The following is a 13,950-nucleotide window of genomic DNA, read 5'->3' as shown; positions in this document are numbered from 1 at the left end:
GGGGGGGGGGGGCGAGGCGCCGGCGGGGGCGCGCGCCGCCGAGTCTCCCCCCGGCCCTGCCGGCGCGCGACCCTGGGGGGGGGGGGGGGCCCCCCGCCCCCCCCCCCCCACGGCTCTGGCCGGGCTTCCGCGTGCACGAGGCCGATGTACTGGCCGAGAAGTCCGCGGCCAGCGCGTTCTTCCCCGGCCGGTGCTCGTTACCGGATTCGCTGGCACAGCGCGGAATCGACACCGTGCTGATCACCGGCACCGTCACCAATGTGTGCTGCGAATCCTCGGCTCGCGACGCGAGCACCCTCGGCCTGCGGGTCGTCATGGTCGCGGACGCCAACGCGGCCTCGCGCGACGAAGAGCACAACGCCACGCTCCACACCATCTACCGGTCGTTCGGTGACGTCCGGTCCACCGAGGAGGTGCTCACAATGCTCAACGAGGCTGCCTGACGATCACACCTTTCGCTTACGCAGCAAGGTTTTCGCGATGACGACCTGAGCAGGTTCCAGCATGGTCTTGCCGTCTTCGATGTCCCACAAGGCGTTCTGCAGCACGCGCCCGAGCGTCCAGCCGGTCGCTCGCAGCCGGTCGAGGTCCAGCGCCTCGGTCAGCAGGTCGAAACGGCGGAGCACCGCGCGGGGCGCGTCCCCGGTCGCGAGCACCTCGTCCCAGCGGTTGTCCAGCGCGGGCAGCAGATCGAAACCGGGGTCGCCGGCGAGCGGCTCGGGGTCGATGGCCAGCCACGGTTCCCGGTGCCCGGCGAGAATGTTGTCGTAGTGCAGATCCCAGTGCAGCAGGCGGTCGCCGGGTTCGCCGAGCAACTCGGCGACGGCGGACGCACACGTGAGCACCAGGCGCTGCTCGTCCGGATCGCGCAACGCCGGAACCGCTTGCGGTGTCTGCGCCAGCATGGCCGCGGCGACGTCGGCGAGCCGCCGGAGTCCTTCCGGCGCGGGCACGGCGACGAGCCGGGCCAGCAGCTCCGCCAGGATGCGGATGGCGTCGCCGTCGTCGGGCACGGAAGACAGCGGGCGGGTCTCGTCGAGCCGTTCCAGCAGCATGACGCCGGTGTCTTCGTCGTGGTCGAGCAGCTGGACGATGCCGTCGCCGTTCCAGGTCCGCAGGCCCAGCGGAGCGCCCTCGTTCTCCTCGCTGGGCTGCTGGAGCTTGAGCACGGCGCGGATGCCGTCGGCGCGGGTAACCGGCACGACGAGCGAGGCCATGCCGTGGGCGGTGGGGCCGTCCGGGCGCAGCGCCCAGCGTTCGAGGAACTCGTCCGCCTGCCGGGGCAGCGCGGCGAGCCACGCGCGGCCGCTTTCGCTCTTGTCGTGTATCGCGGCCAGTGCGTGGGGGACGTCGATGGGCATCGACGTGTTCATGGGGGTTCTCCTTCGTGGCTTCCGATTCGGTGGTGGCACGAAGGAGTGCTGGGGGTGCCCGGCTGCCGGGCAGGCGTCAAAGCATGTCACCGACGGTACCCGAATTCGATCAAGCCCGGCCGCTGTGCTCCGTCACGACCGGACCGGGCGAACATTGAGCCGGTTCCCAACGGTGACGAGCCGGTCACCGCGCGATCATGGGCTGGTCCGCATCCGCGTCACAAAGGAGTGATGGCATGGCAGGCAGGCTTCGCCGGGTCCGGTGGTGGTCCGGGCTCCTCGCGATCGTCACCGCGGTCGGGCTGCTCACGGCTCCGGCCGCGTCCGGCTCGCAGACCGGTTTTCCCCTCGTCGACGGGCATTGGGCCGATCCGGGTCCGTTCCCGGTCACGACCGAGGCCTTGGACGCTGCCCACACCGTGTACCGGCCCACCGCGCTCGGCGAGAACGGCTTGAAGCATCCAGTGATCGTGTGGGGCAACGGCACCGGCGCGACACCGCCGATCTACGCCGGGCTGCTGCGGCATCTCGCGTCGCACGGGTTCGTCGTCGCCGCGGCGAACACGACGAACTCCGGGTCGGGGCGGGAAATGCTCGACGGCGCCACCACGCTCATCGCGGAGAACGGCCGTGCGGGCAGCAAGTACTACCAGAAGATCGACACCGCGCATGTCGGCGCTACCGGGCATTCGCAGGGCGGTGGTGGAGCGATCGCGGCGGGGGCCGACGCGCGGATCTCGGCGACGATCCCGATCGAGCCGGGCCCGCAGGGCAGCATCGGCGCGCTGCACAGCCCGATGTTCATCCTCGGTGGCCAGGCCGACATCATCGTCTCGCCGCCGCTGCTGGTGATCCCCCGTTACAACCAGGCAACGCAGATCCCGGCGATCTATGGCGAACTGGCGGGTGCCACGCACTTCACGCCGGTCGGCGACGGCGGTGGCTTCCGTGGCGCGATCACCGCGTGGTTCCGCTTCTGGCTGATGGGCGACGAACAGGCGAGGCCGGTGTTCTTCGGCCCGGCGTCGAGCTGTCAGCTGTGCAACGACCAGGCGTGGTCGAGCGTCCGGCGCAACAAGAAGGCCGAGGCCGTCCCCGGCTCCTGACCCGACCCGCGCGAAGTGCGTTTAGCGGGCTAAACGCACTTCGCGCGGCAGGTCAGCGAGGTCAGGGGCTCAGTGAGCGAAGTGGCGGGTGCCGGTGAGGTACAGGGTGATCCCGGCGGCCTCGGCGGCGGCGATGACCTCGGGGTCGCGGATCGACCCGCCGGGCTGCACCACCGCGCGGACACCGGCCTCGATGAGCACTTCGAGGCCGTCCGGGAACGGGAAGAACGCGTCGGACGCGCCGACCGAGCCCTTGGCCCGGTCTCCCGCCCGCGACACCGCGAGCCGCGAGGAGTCGACGCGGTTGACCTGGCCCATGCCGACGCCGACCGTGGCGCGGTCGTGCGCGAGCAGGATCGCGTTGGACTTCACCGCACGCAGCGAGCGCCACGCGAACTCCAGGTCGGCCAGGGTCTGCTCGTCGGCGGGCGCGCCGGTGGCGAGCTGCCAGTTCGCCGGGGAGTCGCCGGGGGCGTCGATCGCGTCGACGGTCTGCACCAGCAGTCCGCCGGAGATCGGCCGGAACTCGATCGGGTCCGGGTTCTCGAGCACCGGCAGCTTCAGCAGCCGCACGTTCTTCTTGCGCTGCAGGATCTCCAGCGCCTCCGGATCGAAGCTCGGGGCGAGCACGACCTCGGTGAACACCTCGGCGATCTGCTCGGCGGCCTCGCGGCTGACCGGCCGGTTCGTGGCGATCACGCCGCCGTACGCGGAGACCGGGTCGCACGCGTGGGCCTTGCGGTGGGCTTCGGCGACGTCGACGCCGACCGCGATGCCGCACGGGTTGGCGTGCTTGATGATCGCGACGGCGGGTTCGGCGAAGTCGAAGGCGGCGCGGCGCGCGGCGTCGGTGTCGACGTAGTTGTTGTACGACATGGCCTTGCCGTGCAGCTGCTCGGCGTGCGCGAGGCCGGGCCGGTGGTGCCGGTAGAGCGCGGCCTTCTGGTGCGGGTTCTCGCCGTAGCGCAGGACGTCCGCGCGTTCCCAGGTGGCGCCGGTGAAGTCGGGGAAGCCGGAGTCGTCGGCCGGTGCGTAGACGTTGGCGAACCAGGACGCGACCGCCGTGTCGTACGCCGCGGTGTGCGCGTAGGCCTGCGCCGCGAGCCGCTTGCGGTCGTTGAGGTCGAAGCCGCCTTCGGCGACGCGCTCCAGAACCCATTCGTAGCGGGCCGGGTCGACGACGACCGCGACGCTGCCGTGGTTCTTCGCGGCGGCGCGCACCATGGCAGGGCCGCCGATGTCGATGTTCTCGACGCAGTCCTCGGGGCTCGCGCCGGAGGCGACCGTCTGGGTGAACGGGTACAGGTTGACCACGAGCAGGTCGAACGGCGCGATTTCGAGCTTGCGCAGCTGGTCGACGTGGTCGGCGTTGTCCTGGTCGGCGAGCAGCCCGGCGTGCACGCGCGGGTGGAGCGTCTTGACCCGGCCGTCGAGCGACTCGGGGAAGCCGGTGACCTGCTCGACCGGGGTGACCGGGACGCCGGCGTTCGCGATGACCTTGGCGGTGCCGCCGGTCGACACGATCTCCACGCCCGCCGCGTGCAGCCCGGTGGCGAGTTCGAGCAGGCCGGCCTTGTCCGAGACGCCGATCAGTGCCCGGCGGATGGGGCGCCGTCCTTGGTCAGTGCTCACGAAAAGTCACCTTTCGTCCGTCGATAGTGCAGCCACCACGGCCCAGCCGCTCGATTGTTTCCACCAGGAGCCTGCGTTCCACGGCCTTGATCCGCTCGTGCAGGACGTCTTCGTCGTCGCCGGGCTCCACGGTCACCGCCTCCTGCGCGATGATCGGCCCGGTGTCCACCCCGGCGTCCGCGAAGTGCACGGTCGACCCGGTGACGCGGACGCCCGCGGCGAGTGCGTCGCGCACCGCGTGCATGCCGGGGAAGGACGGCAGCAACGCCGGATGCGTGTTCACCACCGCGAAGCGGCCGAGGAACTCGGCGCCGAGGATCTTCATGAACCCGGCCGAGACGACCAGGTCGGGCTGGTAGGCGGCGGTGGCCTCGGTCAGTGCCTTGTCCCACGCGGCGCGGTCGGGATGATCGGCCACCCGCACGGTGAACGACGGGACGCCCGCGCGCTCGGCCCTGGCCAGCGCCTCGATGCCGAGGCGGTCGGCGCCGACGGCGACGATCTTCGCGGGGTAGCCGGACCGGCCGGCGGCGTCCAGCAGCGCTTGCAGCAGCGTGCCCGATCCGGAGGCGAGCACGACGATCTTCACCGGAGTGGGCAGGTCCAAGCGGCTGGCCAGAACGGGCTCCTTGCTCGGCGGTACGCCCCGGGCGCACGGCGCTTCAGCAGGTCGCGTCAACCCTAACGGTCGGCTCCCGGAGACGTGTCGTCGCCGGACCCCTCGGTGGACTCCGTCACAGGTCCCGGCTCCTCCGCCTTCGGCGCGGGCTCGTCCACGACCTGGTCGAGTGCCTGGTCCACGGCGATGTCCTCGGGCCGCTCGAGACCGAGTTCCGCTTCGGCCTCGGCGTCGAATTCCTCGTCGTACTCGGCGTCGTACTCGATCTCGGCCCGAGCTTCCCCGCCGTCCGACTCGGCCGCCCCGTTATCGTCGTCCCCCACCTCTAGGCTGTCTGGTAGGGGGCCTTCGGGTGGTGCGAACGGTCCGTTCGCACCGTCGGCGTCCTCAGCTTCGGCGTCTTCGGCCTCGTCACCGTCCTTTTCGGACGCTTCGGGCTCCTCTGGCTCTTCCGCTTCGGCGGCCTCGTCTGCCACCTCGTCGGTGTCGGCGTCGGGCAGGTCCTCGTCGAGTTCCGCGGGCGGCCGGGCCGGAGCGTGCGCCCCGGCGAAGAAGGTCACGAATCCGCCGGGGATGACGATCCAGCAGAAGGCCACGATCGAGGCCACGCCGACCGGGATGCTCACCGGGTCGAACGGCCCGTCGGCGAGCCGGCCGCCGGCGAGGGTGCCGAGTACGACGCAGCCGAAGCCGACCAGCGCGCCCGCGATGGCGACGGTGCGCACGCGTGCCGCGGGGTCCTCGTCGATCCGGCGGACCGACCAGCCGACGAGCCCACCGGCGAGCGCGGGCAGGACGAGCAGCACGGACCACCAGCCCGCGTGGTGCTCGGGCACGCCACCGAGCAGCGGCAAGCCCGGCACGGGCCCGCCGGAAGACCCGAAGATGCCCGCCGAAGCCGTGCCGATGGAGAACCCCGGACCGGTCATGAACGACAGCGCGGCCACGACCGCGTTGGGCAGGTAGAGCAGCGAGAGCAGGAAGAGACCGAAACTGCTCCCGGCGCCCGGCGCGAACAGCTTGTCCACTGTGGACGCCGAAAGCGCGGTGGCGAGGGCGAACACGAGCGCCCCGCCGAGCACCAGCGCGGCGAGGCCGAGCGCGCCGGCGCGGAGCCCGCGCACGGCGAGCGGGTCGAGACGGTCGCGCACGATGCCCGGCAGACCGCAGCGGCGGACGACGCCGATCGTCGCGGACAGCCCGCCGAACAGGCCGGGCACCACGAACGCGGTGAACGGATTCGCGGACACCGGAGCGCCGAGCGAAAGCACCGCGATGGTCAGGCCGAAAACGGCGTGCGCGCCGGCGATCACGGCGATCACCGGCACCGCCCGGTGCGTGCTCCGGCAGCCGAGCCGCCGCGCGGCGCGGGATCCCGCGCGCATCGCCAGCAGCACCACGCCGAGGGTGGGCAGCAGAGGCAGTGCCCCGAGTGGGTGACCGCCGATGTCGAGCCGCACCTGGTGCGCGGCGAGCCAGCCGGGGCCCGCGGCGAGCAGGGAGCCGGCGGCGGAGAACGTCGCGCGCTCCGCGGTCAGCGTGACGAGCGCGAGCAGCGTGGCGACCACGGCATAGCCGATGACCAGCGGGCCGAGCGCGGCGGCGAGCAACACCCGCACCCGCTTGGCTCCAGTGACCGCGTCGGGCTCGGGGTCGCTCACCGGCTCGTCGCCCGGCGGGCGTTCGGGTCGGGTGAGCAGCTCCATGATCGCCACCCTGACATCCGGACTGGTCCGTCCGGGTGAGCCACGCCGCCCTTCCGGGGCGTGGCGAACCTAACCCACCCGGTCGGGGCAAAAGCCCCGAAAGACCAACACCCACTGTGACACCGCCGGAGCGGGAGTCACAGTGGGTGCGAGGTGTTGCCGGTCGGTGGCTCAGCTCTGCTTGCCGAACCCGCCGGGCGGAGTGCCCGGGTTCTGCTGTCCCTGCTCGCCCGAGGAGGGCTGCTGGAAGAACTGGCCCTGCTGCGGCGCGTAGGTCGTGGCCTGCTGGGTCGGCGGCGTGGCGGGCGGCGAGAAGGTCGTCGGCTGCGAGAACGGCGCGGAGGGCTCACCGGCCGCGGCCACCGGCCCCTGCGGTGCCTGCTGGCCCGGCTGCTGCTGCCCGTACTGCTGCTGCGGCGCTGGCTGGCCGAACTGGCTCGTCCCCTGCTGGCCGGGCTGGCCGAACTGCGGGCCGTACTGGCTCTGCGGCGCGGCGGGCTTCGGCGCGGGCGGCTTGATGACGTCGTGCGCGAGCAGCAACGCGCCGACCGCGAGGAGCATCTGCAGGATGCCGAGGATGAAGATCACCGTGACGATGCCGGGGACGGAGACCCCTTCGCGAACGCCGATGATCTCGTCCAGCGTCTCGAACGCGCCGAGCAGGCTGAACAGCGCGGCGAACGGCAGCGCCTTCGGGCCCTTCGGCAGCACGTACAGCGCGGCGAGCAGACCGCCGACGAGGAGGAAAAGCGTCTCCTGTCCGACGACGCTCGCTTCGTCGGAGAAGCCGATGAAGTACTGCACGACGCCGAGCACGGTCACGGCGAGGGACAGCAGCATCGGCAGGTTCTGCGGGATCGCGGCGCCCGGCGCCGCGGGCGGCGGAGCCTGCGGGGGCGCCTGCGGCGGGAAGGCGCCCGAGTGGGGCGGGGTGTGGGGCGGCTGCTGGCCGCCACCCTGCTGGGGGTAGCCAGGCCCACCACTGGGGAAGGTCATCGATGCTCTCCTGTCGCTTGACCGGCAACCCCGGGCCGCGCGGAGCACCGGGGACGGAACGTGGCGGCTGTGCTCACCGAACGCTAGCGCACCCGGGGGCAAGCCTCTGTACGGGCCGTGAGACGTCCGGTTCACCCGATCGGTTCACATGGTCCCGAACGCCGACGGGGCCGGACACCCATTGTGGTGTCCGGCCCCGTCGGTTCGCTGTGTGGAAAGCGGCTTTTGCCCCACTCAGTGGAGGGAGTTGTACAGCTCCCTGGCGAGCACGGCGGTCTCGCTCGGGGTCTTGCCGACCTTGACGCCGGCGGCCTCGAGGGCCTCCTTCTTCGCGGCGGCCGTGCCGGAGGAGCCGGAGACGATGGCGCCGGCGTGGCCCATGGTCTTGCCCTCGGGCGCGGTGAAGCCCGCGACGTAGCCGACGACCGGCTTGGTGACGTTGGCCTTGATGTAGTCGGCCGCACGCTCCTCGGCGTCGCCGCCGATCTCGCCGATCATCACGATGACCTCGGTCTCGGGGTCGTTCTGGAACGCCTCGAGCGCGTCGATGTGCGTGGTGCCGATGACCGGGTCACCGCCGATGCCGACGGCGGTGGAGAAACCGATGTCGCGCAGCTCGTACATCATCTGGTAGGTCAGCGTGCCGGACTTCGACACCAGGCCGATCTTGCCGGCACCGGAGATGTCCGCCGGGATGATGCCCGCGTTGGACTTGCCGGGGCTGATCACGCCGGGGCAGTTCGGCCCGATGATGCGGGTCTTGTTGCCCTTCGCGACCGCGTGCGCCCAGAAGTAGGCCGAGTCGTGCACCGGGATGCCCTCGGTGATGACCACGGCGAGGCCGATCTCGGCATCGATCGCCTCGATGACCGCGTCCTTGGCGAACTTCGGCGGCACGAAGATGACCGACACGTCGGCGCCGGTCTCCTTGATGGCCTCCTCGACCGTGCCGAACACGGTGAGTTCCTTGCCCTCGATGGTGACCTTCTGGCCGGCCTTGCGGGCGTTCACGCCGCCCACGATGTTGGTGCCGGACTTGATCATCTTGGTCGCGTGCTTGGTGCCCTCGGAGCCGGTGAGGCCCTGCACGATGACCTTGCTGTTCTCGGTGAGGAAGATCGACATGTCACGCACCTGCCGCGGCGAGCTCGGCGGCCTTGTCGGCCGCGTTGTCCATTGTGTCCACCACGGTGACCAGCGGGTGGTTCGCGTCGGCCAGGATCTGGCGACCCTCGACGACGTTGTTGCCGTCCAGGCGGACGACCAGCGGCTTGGTGGCCTCGTCGCCCAGGATCTTCAGCGCCTCGACGATGCCGTTCGCCACCGCGTCGCAGGCGGTGATGCCGCCGAAGACGTTGACGAACACGCTCTTCACGTCGGTGTCGTTGAGGATGACGTCCAGCCCGGCCGCCATCACCTCGGCGGACGCGCCGCCGCCGATGTCGAGGAAGTTGGCGGGCTTGACGCCGCCGTGCTTCTCACCCGCGTAGGCCACGACGTCCAAAGTGGACATCACGAGGCCTGCGCCGTTGCCGATGATGCCGACCTCGCCGTCGAGCTTGACGTAGTTGAGGTCCTTGGCCTTGGCCTTGGCTTCGAGGGGGTTCTCGGCCTGCTTGTCGACGAGCTCCTCGTGCGCCGGGTGGCGGAACGAGGCGTTCTCGTCGAGGGTGACCTTGCCGTCGAGGGCGATGATCTTGTCCTGCGGGTCACGGACCAGCGGGTTGACCTCGACCAGGGTGGCGTCCTCGGAGACGAAGGTCTCCCAGAGCTTCACCACGACGTCGGCGGCCTCGTCGATGATCTCGGCCGGGAAGTTTCCGGCCTTCAGGATCTCGAGCGCCTTCGCCTTGTCGACACCGGTGATCGCGTCGACCGGGATCTTCGCGAGCGCCTCGGGGCGCTCGACCGCGAGCTGCTCGATCTCCATGCCGCCCTCGGAGGACGCCATCGCCAGGAACGTGCGGTTCGCCCGGTCCAGCAGGAAGGAGAAGTAGTACTCGGACGAGATGTCCGAGGCTTCGGCCACGAGCACGCGGCGCGTGATGTGGCCCTTGATGTCGAGCCCGAGAATGGCTTCCGCCTTCTCCTTGGCCTCGTCGGGGGTCTGCGCCAGCTTGACGCCACCCGCCTTGCCACGGCCACCGACCTTCACCTGCGCCTTGACGACGACCTGGTTACCGATCTGCTCCGCGGCGGTCTTGGCTTCTTCGGGGGTGCTAGCCACCGAGCCCGGCAGAACCGGTACTCCGTGGGCGGCGAAGAGATCCCTCGCCTGGTATTCGTAGAGGTCCACTACTCCAGTCTCCTGACGACACGCCACTGTGGTGGTCCGCTGCCGGACCGCGCTGTCGGACCAGTCGAGGTTAGCGACCTGCGCAGACGCAGGGGACTCCGCACCTGGTGAAGTCGGTCACCGTGCGCGGTCAGACGGTGCTTGACCGGTGTGAGAACGCACACCGGAGAGCCAGCCGAGGGCTTCCTCGGCGGTTTCGAAGGCCTTCACGCCGCTGTGCGTGACGCCGTCGGGTGCCGCGCCGAGCACGAAAAGGTGCACCTCCGGCAGGCGCCCGGTGAGCGGTTCGAGACCGGCGATGTCGGCGCCTGTGCCCACGACGACGCCGAGCGCGTCAGGGTCCTCTTGTTCGGCGGTGCGGACGATCTGCTCGACCGTGCCGAGCGGACCGGCGTAGACGACCTCCATGCCCTCGTCCCGCAACAAGCGGCCGAGAAGCCCGGCCGCCGCACCGCCGTCGCCGATCTCGGCGAGCAGGACACGCGCCAACGGTCTGCTCATGCGATCGCCCCGCTCCGCGAGACAGCGTTGGATCCTTTTAGGCGCATGACATCCACGATTCGCTCGCAAGCTTCGCTCATGCCTGCCGCCGCGCGCCGCCGAAGGCCATCACCGCTGCCGCGAGCACGGCCACAAGGGCACCGAGGGCGAGCCAGAACCCGGTCGCGGGCCGCGCACCGTCGAGGGCGGAGCCGATGAGCGGGTACTCGGCCGCGTGCACCGCCACCAGCAGCGCCGCGCCGATCAGCCCGGCCGCGGCCGGGCCAGGACGGGACCGCTGCGACAGCGCCAGGGAACCGAGGACCACCACGAGCGCGGTCAGCAGTCCCCAGGACGGCGTATCGAAGTTCGCCCACAGCCCCGGCGGCACGTACCCGGGGGCGGTGAACACCGGCGTACCGAAGGCGGCGATCGCGAGGACCGCCGCCGCGACCACCGGCGTCAGCACCGCGCCACCGGTACGCGGCCCTTCGGCGCCGCTGTCTTCCCGTTCCACCACTCCGGCGGCGACCGCGGCCAGCGCGGTCAGCGGGGCGAGCACCAGCGCGGCGACCGTCCACCCGACCCCGGCGCCGAGGTCGTAGCCGATCACCGTCTGCCCGGCGTCCGCGCCGAACCCGGTGAGGTTGGTCGCGTCGGTGGCGGCGACCGCCGTGCCGAGCACGGCCGTGCCCGCGAGCACGACCGCCGCCCAGGCCACCGCGAGCACCGGCCGGACGGCGCCGGCGGCCGGCGGCGCCAGCATGAGCAGGCCGAGGACGAGGACCAGCACTCCGGCGGCCAGCAGCAGCCAGCGGGCCGGACTCTCCGGCGGCGGACCGGTCAGTACGGCCCCGGCCTTGGTCACCAGCTGCGGCGCGAACGCTCCGATCACCGCCGCGATCGCCGTCAGCACCGCGAGACCACCACACGCGAACCGCCACCAGAAGAGACCCGGCAGCCGCGCTTCCCCGGCCAGATCGCCTTCGGGCTCCCGGCCGTGTTCGGGCACGGTCAGCCGGGTGGCGGCCAGGCCCAGCACGACGACCACCGCGACGACAGCGAGCGCGGGCCCGAAACCGGGATGCAGGTTCGTCACCGCGAGCCCGGACACCACCGCGGGCAGCGCCACCGCGAGCACGGCCACCGACGCACCGATCAGGGTGCCCCTGGCGACGCCGTCGGAGGCCGAGGCGAGGCCGAGCAGCAGCACCAGCGGAAGCGCGCACGCGAGCAGCAGGAACCCGCCCAACCCGGGCCACGGCCCTTCGAACGCCGACCGCGCCAGCAGGTAGACGTCGTCCGATCGGACGGGCGCCATCAGCAGCCCGACCGCCGCGGCCACCGCGAGCAACGGCACCACGAGCCGCCACCGCCGCCGCCCGCCGACAGCCCCGGCGATCTCCGCCCGCTGCCGGGCGGCCCGCGCCGCGGGTACCAGGGCGACCAGGGTGAGCACGTCCCCCGCCAGCAGCAGCCACAGTCCGGGACCGGCGGCCGTCCGGTCCAGCAACCGGGACGGCAGGTACAGCTCCGGCCGGATGGCCAGCGGTCCCGCCGTGAGCAGCTGCAGGTCCAGCAGCAGGCGTCCCGGAGCCAGCGCGGCGAGGCCGACCACCAGGCCGGCCGCCGTGCCGGGCCGTCCGGTGCCGCCGCACCACAGCGCCGCCGCGGCCGGGGCCAGGGCCAGCACCACGAGCAACGGCCAGCTGGTGAACCCCGGCGACACGTCGGGCGACACCGGCAGCACCGCCCCCGCCGTCAGTGCGAGCGCACCGGCGACGACCAGGACCAGCGCGACCACCAACGACGGCGAAGGGCGCTGATCCTCGAATTCCGCGCCGAGCCCGGAGCCCGCGGTCAAGCCGCCATCCGTGGCCATCGGCTTCCCCGCCGTGAGACTCCCTGCCCGGGAGCCATCCGAAGCGGAAGTCGCGGGCCGAGGAATCCCACCAGCGGGATTCCCGGTCGCGGGCATCCCGGCCGCGGGGTTCTCGCCGACGACGTCCACCGCGGAATCCGCTTCCCCCGGCTCCCTGTCCTCGGGATCCGTCCTCTCGGAACGGCCGGTACCTGCGGATTCATCAGCGGACGGGAGTTCGGCGGATTCGTCACCGGAAGGCTCGGCCCGGCCGGATACGGGATCCGGCGGCGAGCCCTCCGACGGGGGCCGTGCGCGCGAAGTCATCGTGCGCGACGCTAGCAAGCCGGACGGCGAAGCCCGTGCCAGCGGGGCATTAGCGCCCGTCAACATCGGCACTCAAACGTTTATTCCTCCTCTCCGCCCCGCCGAAGGCCGTTCCAGGCCCCCGGAACCGCCGAATGGCCTCTACAGAGCTGTAACCGACGTCACATCCGGTGAAGTAGGTGGCAGTTAACTTTGGGTAATCCCCACAGCTAGCCGCGGGGCCGGCGCCGCTCGTTCGGCCGACACGGAGGACAGATCTTGCCGACAACGGTCTCCCTTCGTTACTGTCCCCCGGTCCCCATTACAGTCAGGTCACAAAGCAGGACGACGAGCGAACCACCCCCGAGGTTGGCTCACCGGGTTCCCCCGCCCGGGTCCTCAGGTCTGACTCCCCGACGATGGAAGGCCCCGTCTTGGCTTCACACCGCTCCCCCGGCGGCCAAGCTCCTTCCCCGGCACTGCAGGACGCACTGGACGGTGCGGTCGTGCGCGTCCGGGGCTCGCATCGGCTTCCCGCGCCGTCCTCGGCCCTGCGTGGCCGGGTCGTGGTCGCGGCCGTCGCCGCCGGCGCGTTCGCCGCCGCGGCCGCGGGCCAGACCCTGAAGTCCACCAGCGGATCCGACTCCGAGGCGAAGGTGACCCCCCTGGCCAGCAGCCAGGACGCGAGCGCCGCCTTCACCGCGGGAGGTGCCGCCGCGGGGGGCGCGCCCGAACTGCTGCCCACCGGCCACGCCGCCGACGCCTCCGCGGAAGCCGCGAAGCTGGCCGACAGCGAGCAGGTCACCCAAGCCCGTGAAAAGCGCGAGGCCGAGGCCGCCAGGAAGGCCGCCGAGGAAGCCGCGCGGCCCAAGACCTGCGCGCCCGCGCACGGCACCTTCAGCTCCGGCTTCGGCGCCCGGTGGGGCACGAGCCACATGGGCGTCGACATCGCCAACGCGATCGGCACCCCGATCTACGCAGCTTCCGACGGCACCGTGATCGACGCCGGGCCCGCCAGCGGCTTCGGCCTCTGGGTCCGCGTGCAGCTCTCCGACGGCACGATCCACGTCTATGGCCACATGAACAGCTTCTCGGTCTCCGTCGGCCAGAAGGTCAAGTGCGGTCAGCAGATCGCCGAGATCGGCAACCGCGGCCAGAGCACCGGCCCGCACCTGCACTTCGAGGTGTGGCAGAACGGGACGAAGAAGATCGACCCGCGGCCGTGGCTCGCCGAGCGCGGCGTCGAACTCTGATCCGGCGCACTCCGCACCGGCCCGGGGCACCGCTTCCGGCGTGCCCGGCGAAGCTTTCCCCGGGCACGGCGGCCGTACCACCGGCTCGCCGGTTCGCCCTCGGATGACACGTTTCGGCCCCTGATACGGCCGTGGCCCGCCCCGCCGCCGGTCGGCGACACTCGCGGTCGCCCGGGTGCCCCAGGGCCCTTCCGGCGCCTTTCCGGGCGTCCGCCGCCGATCCGGTGGCGCGAAGATCCTGGCGAGCACCGCCTTCAGCACTCCGCCGGGCCGATGTCCCCTTACCTGCCCGTGCGGCATCGTCATCCGCCGCTGAGCGGCC

12 protein-coding genes are annotated in these 13,950 nt (G+C 71.7%); 3 read left to right on the top strand and 9 right to left on the bottom strand.

All coding sequences use genetic code 11. The annotated features are described in order from the left end of the window. Positions 1-56 precede the first annotated feature (56 nt). Positions 57-443, top strand: coding sequence for an isochorismatase family protein (locus ACFWY9_RS00970; protein WP_378337874.1), 387 nt, complete (start codon positions 57-59; stop codon positions 441-443). A 3-nt stretch (positions 444-446) separates the two neighbouring features. On the opposite strand, the gene ACFWY9_RS00965 is transcribed toward ACFWY9_RS00970, so the two are convergent. Continuing rightward, positions 447-1,373 (bottom strand): aminoglycoside phosphotransferase family protein, encoded by a 927-nt coding sequence (locus tag ACFWY9_RS00965; protein WP_378337838.1) that lies wholly within the window; start codon positions 1,371-1,373, stop codon positions 447-449. A 236-nt stretch (positions 1,374-1,609) separates the two neighbouring features. On the opposite strand from ACFWY9_RS00965, the gene ACFWY9_RS00960 reads away from it, so the two are divergent. Further along, entirely contained in the window at positions 1,610-2,479 is an 870-nt protein-coding gene (locus ACFWY9_RS00960) for an acetylxylan esterase (RefSeq protein WP_378327548.1), read from the top strand. 69 nt (positions 2,480-2,548) lie between these two features. Here ACFWY9_RS00960 and purH read toward each other — a convergent pair whose 3' ends face one another. From purH to ACFWY9_RS00920, 8 genes are all read right to left on the bottom strand, one after another. Further along, positions 2,549-4,111, bottom strand: a complete 1,563-nt coding sequence (gene purH / locus ACFWY9_RS00955) for a bifunctional phosphoribosylaminoimidazolecarboxamide formyltransferase/IMP cyclohydrolase (RefSeq protein ID WP_378337837.1) — start codon at positions 4,109-4,111, stop codon at positions 2,549-2,551. Then, complete coding sequence (gene purN, locus ACFWY9_RS00950; protein ID WP_378337873.1) at positions 4,101-4,718, bottom strand: phosphoribosylglycinamide formyltransferase; 618 nt, start codon at positions 4,716-4,718, stop codon at positions 4,101-4,103. Before purN ends, purH begins: the two co-directional genes overlap by 11 nt. A gap of 74 nt (positions 4,719-4,792) precedes the next feature. After that, complete coding sequence (locus ACFWY9_RS00945) at positions 4,793-6,436, bottom strand: DUF6350 family protein (RefSeq protein ID WP_378337836.1); 1,644 nt, start codon at positions 6,434-6,436, stop codon at positions 4,793-4,795. Positions 6,437-6,607: 171 nt separating this feature from the next. Then, positions 6,608-7,432 carry a DUF5336 domain-containing protein gene (locus tag ACFWY9_RS00940; protein ID WP_378337835.1) on the bottom strand — a complete coding sequence of 275 codons (825 nt, stop codon included), beginning with the start codon at positions 7,430-7,432 and terminating at the stop codon, positions 6,608-6,610. A gap of 234 nt (positions 7,433-7,666) precedes the next feature. After that, positions 7,667-8,557 carry a succinate--CoA ligase subunit alpha gene (sucD, locus tag ACFWY9_RS00935; RefSeq protein ID WP_378327552.1) on the bottom strand — a complete coding sequence of 297 codons (891 nt, stop codon included), beginning with the start codon at positions 8,555-8,557 and terminating at the stop codon, positions 7,667-7,669. Position 8,558: 1 nt separating this feature from the next. Next, positions 8,559-9,728 (bottom strand): ADP-forming succinate--CoA ligase subunit beta, encoded by a 1,170-nt coding sequence (sucC, locus tag ACFWY9_RS00930; protein ID WP_378327553.1) that lies wholly within the window; start codon positions 9,726-9,728, stop codon positions 8,559-8,561. Between the two features lie 117 nt (positions 9,729-9,845). Beyond that, positions 9,846-10,229, bottom strand: coding sequence for a hypothetical protein (locus ACFWY9_RS00925; RefSeq protein WP_378327554.1), 384 nt, complete (start codon positions 10,227-10,229; stop codon positions 9,846-9,848). A gap of 76 nt (positions 10,230-10,305) precedes the next feature. After that, on the bottom strand, positions 10,306-12,090 hold the full coding sequence (locus tag ACFWY9_RS00920; RefSeq protein WP_378337834.1) for a hypothetical protein: 1,785 nt from the start codon (positions 12,088-12,090) through the stop codon (positions 10,306-10,308). A gap of 851 nt (positions 12,091-12,941) precedes the next feature. On the opposite strand from ACFWY9_RS00920, the gene ACFWY9_RS00915 reads away from it, so the two are divergent. Further along, a complete protein-coding gene (locus ACFWY9_RS00915; protein ID WP_378327592.1) occupies positions 12,942-13,628 on the top strand; it encodes a M23 family metallopeptidase in 687 nt (228 codons plus the stop codon). Positions 13,629-13,950 lie beyond the last annotated feature (322 nt).

Source organism: Amycolatopsis sp. NPDC059027 (genome assembly GCF_042739735.1).
In the GTDB taxonomy this organism is placed as follows: domain Bacteria; phylum Actinomycetota; class Actinomycetes; order Mycobacteriales; family Pseudonocardiaceae; genus Amycolatopsis.
This window is presented reverse-complemented; position numbering and strand designations above follow the sequence as displayed.

What these genes read in the sequence shown, in the direction of transcription:
- ACFWY9_RS00965 (WP_378337838.1), bottom strand. Translation starts at nt 1,373, where the DNA reads ATGAACACGTCGATGCCCATCGACGTCCCCCACGCACTGGCCGCGATA.
- ACFWY9_RS00960 (WP_378327548.1), top strand. Translation starts at nt 1,610, where the DNA reads ATGGCAGGCAGGCTTCGCCGGGTCCGGTGGTGGTCCGGGCTCCTCGCG.
- ACFWY9_RS00945 (WP_378337836.1), bottom strand. Translation starts at nt 6,436, where the DNA reads ATGGAGCTGCTCACCCGACCCGAACGCCCGCCGGGCGACGAGCCGGTG.
- ACFWY9_RS00940 (WP_378337835.1), bottom strand. Translation starts at nt 7,432, where the DNA reads ATGACCTTCCCCAGTGGTGGGCCTGGCTACCCCCAGCAGGGTGGCGGC.
- sucD (WP_378327552.1), bottom strand. Translation starts at nt 8,557, where the DNA reads ATGTCGATCTTCCTCACCGAGAACAGCAAGGTCATCGTGCAGGGCCTC.
- ACFWY9_RS00925 (WP_378327554.1), bottom strand. Translation starts at nt 10,229, where the DNA reads ATGAGCAGACCGTTGGCGCGTGTCCTGCTCGCCGAGATCGGCGACGGC.
- ACFWY9_RS00920 (WP_378337834.1), bottom strand. Translation starts at nt 12,090, where the DNA reads ATGGCCACGGATGGCGGCTTGACCGCGGGCTCCGGGCTCGGCGCGGAA.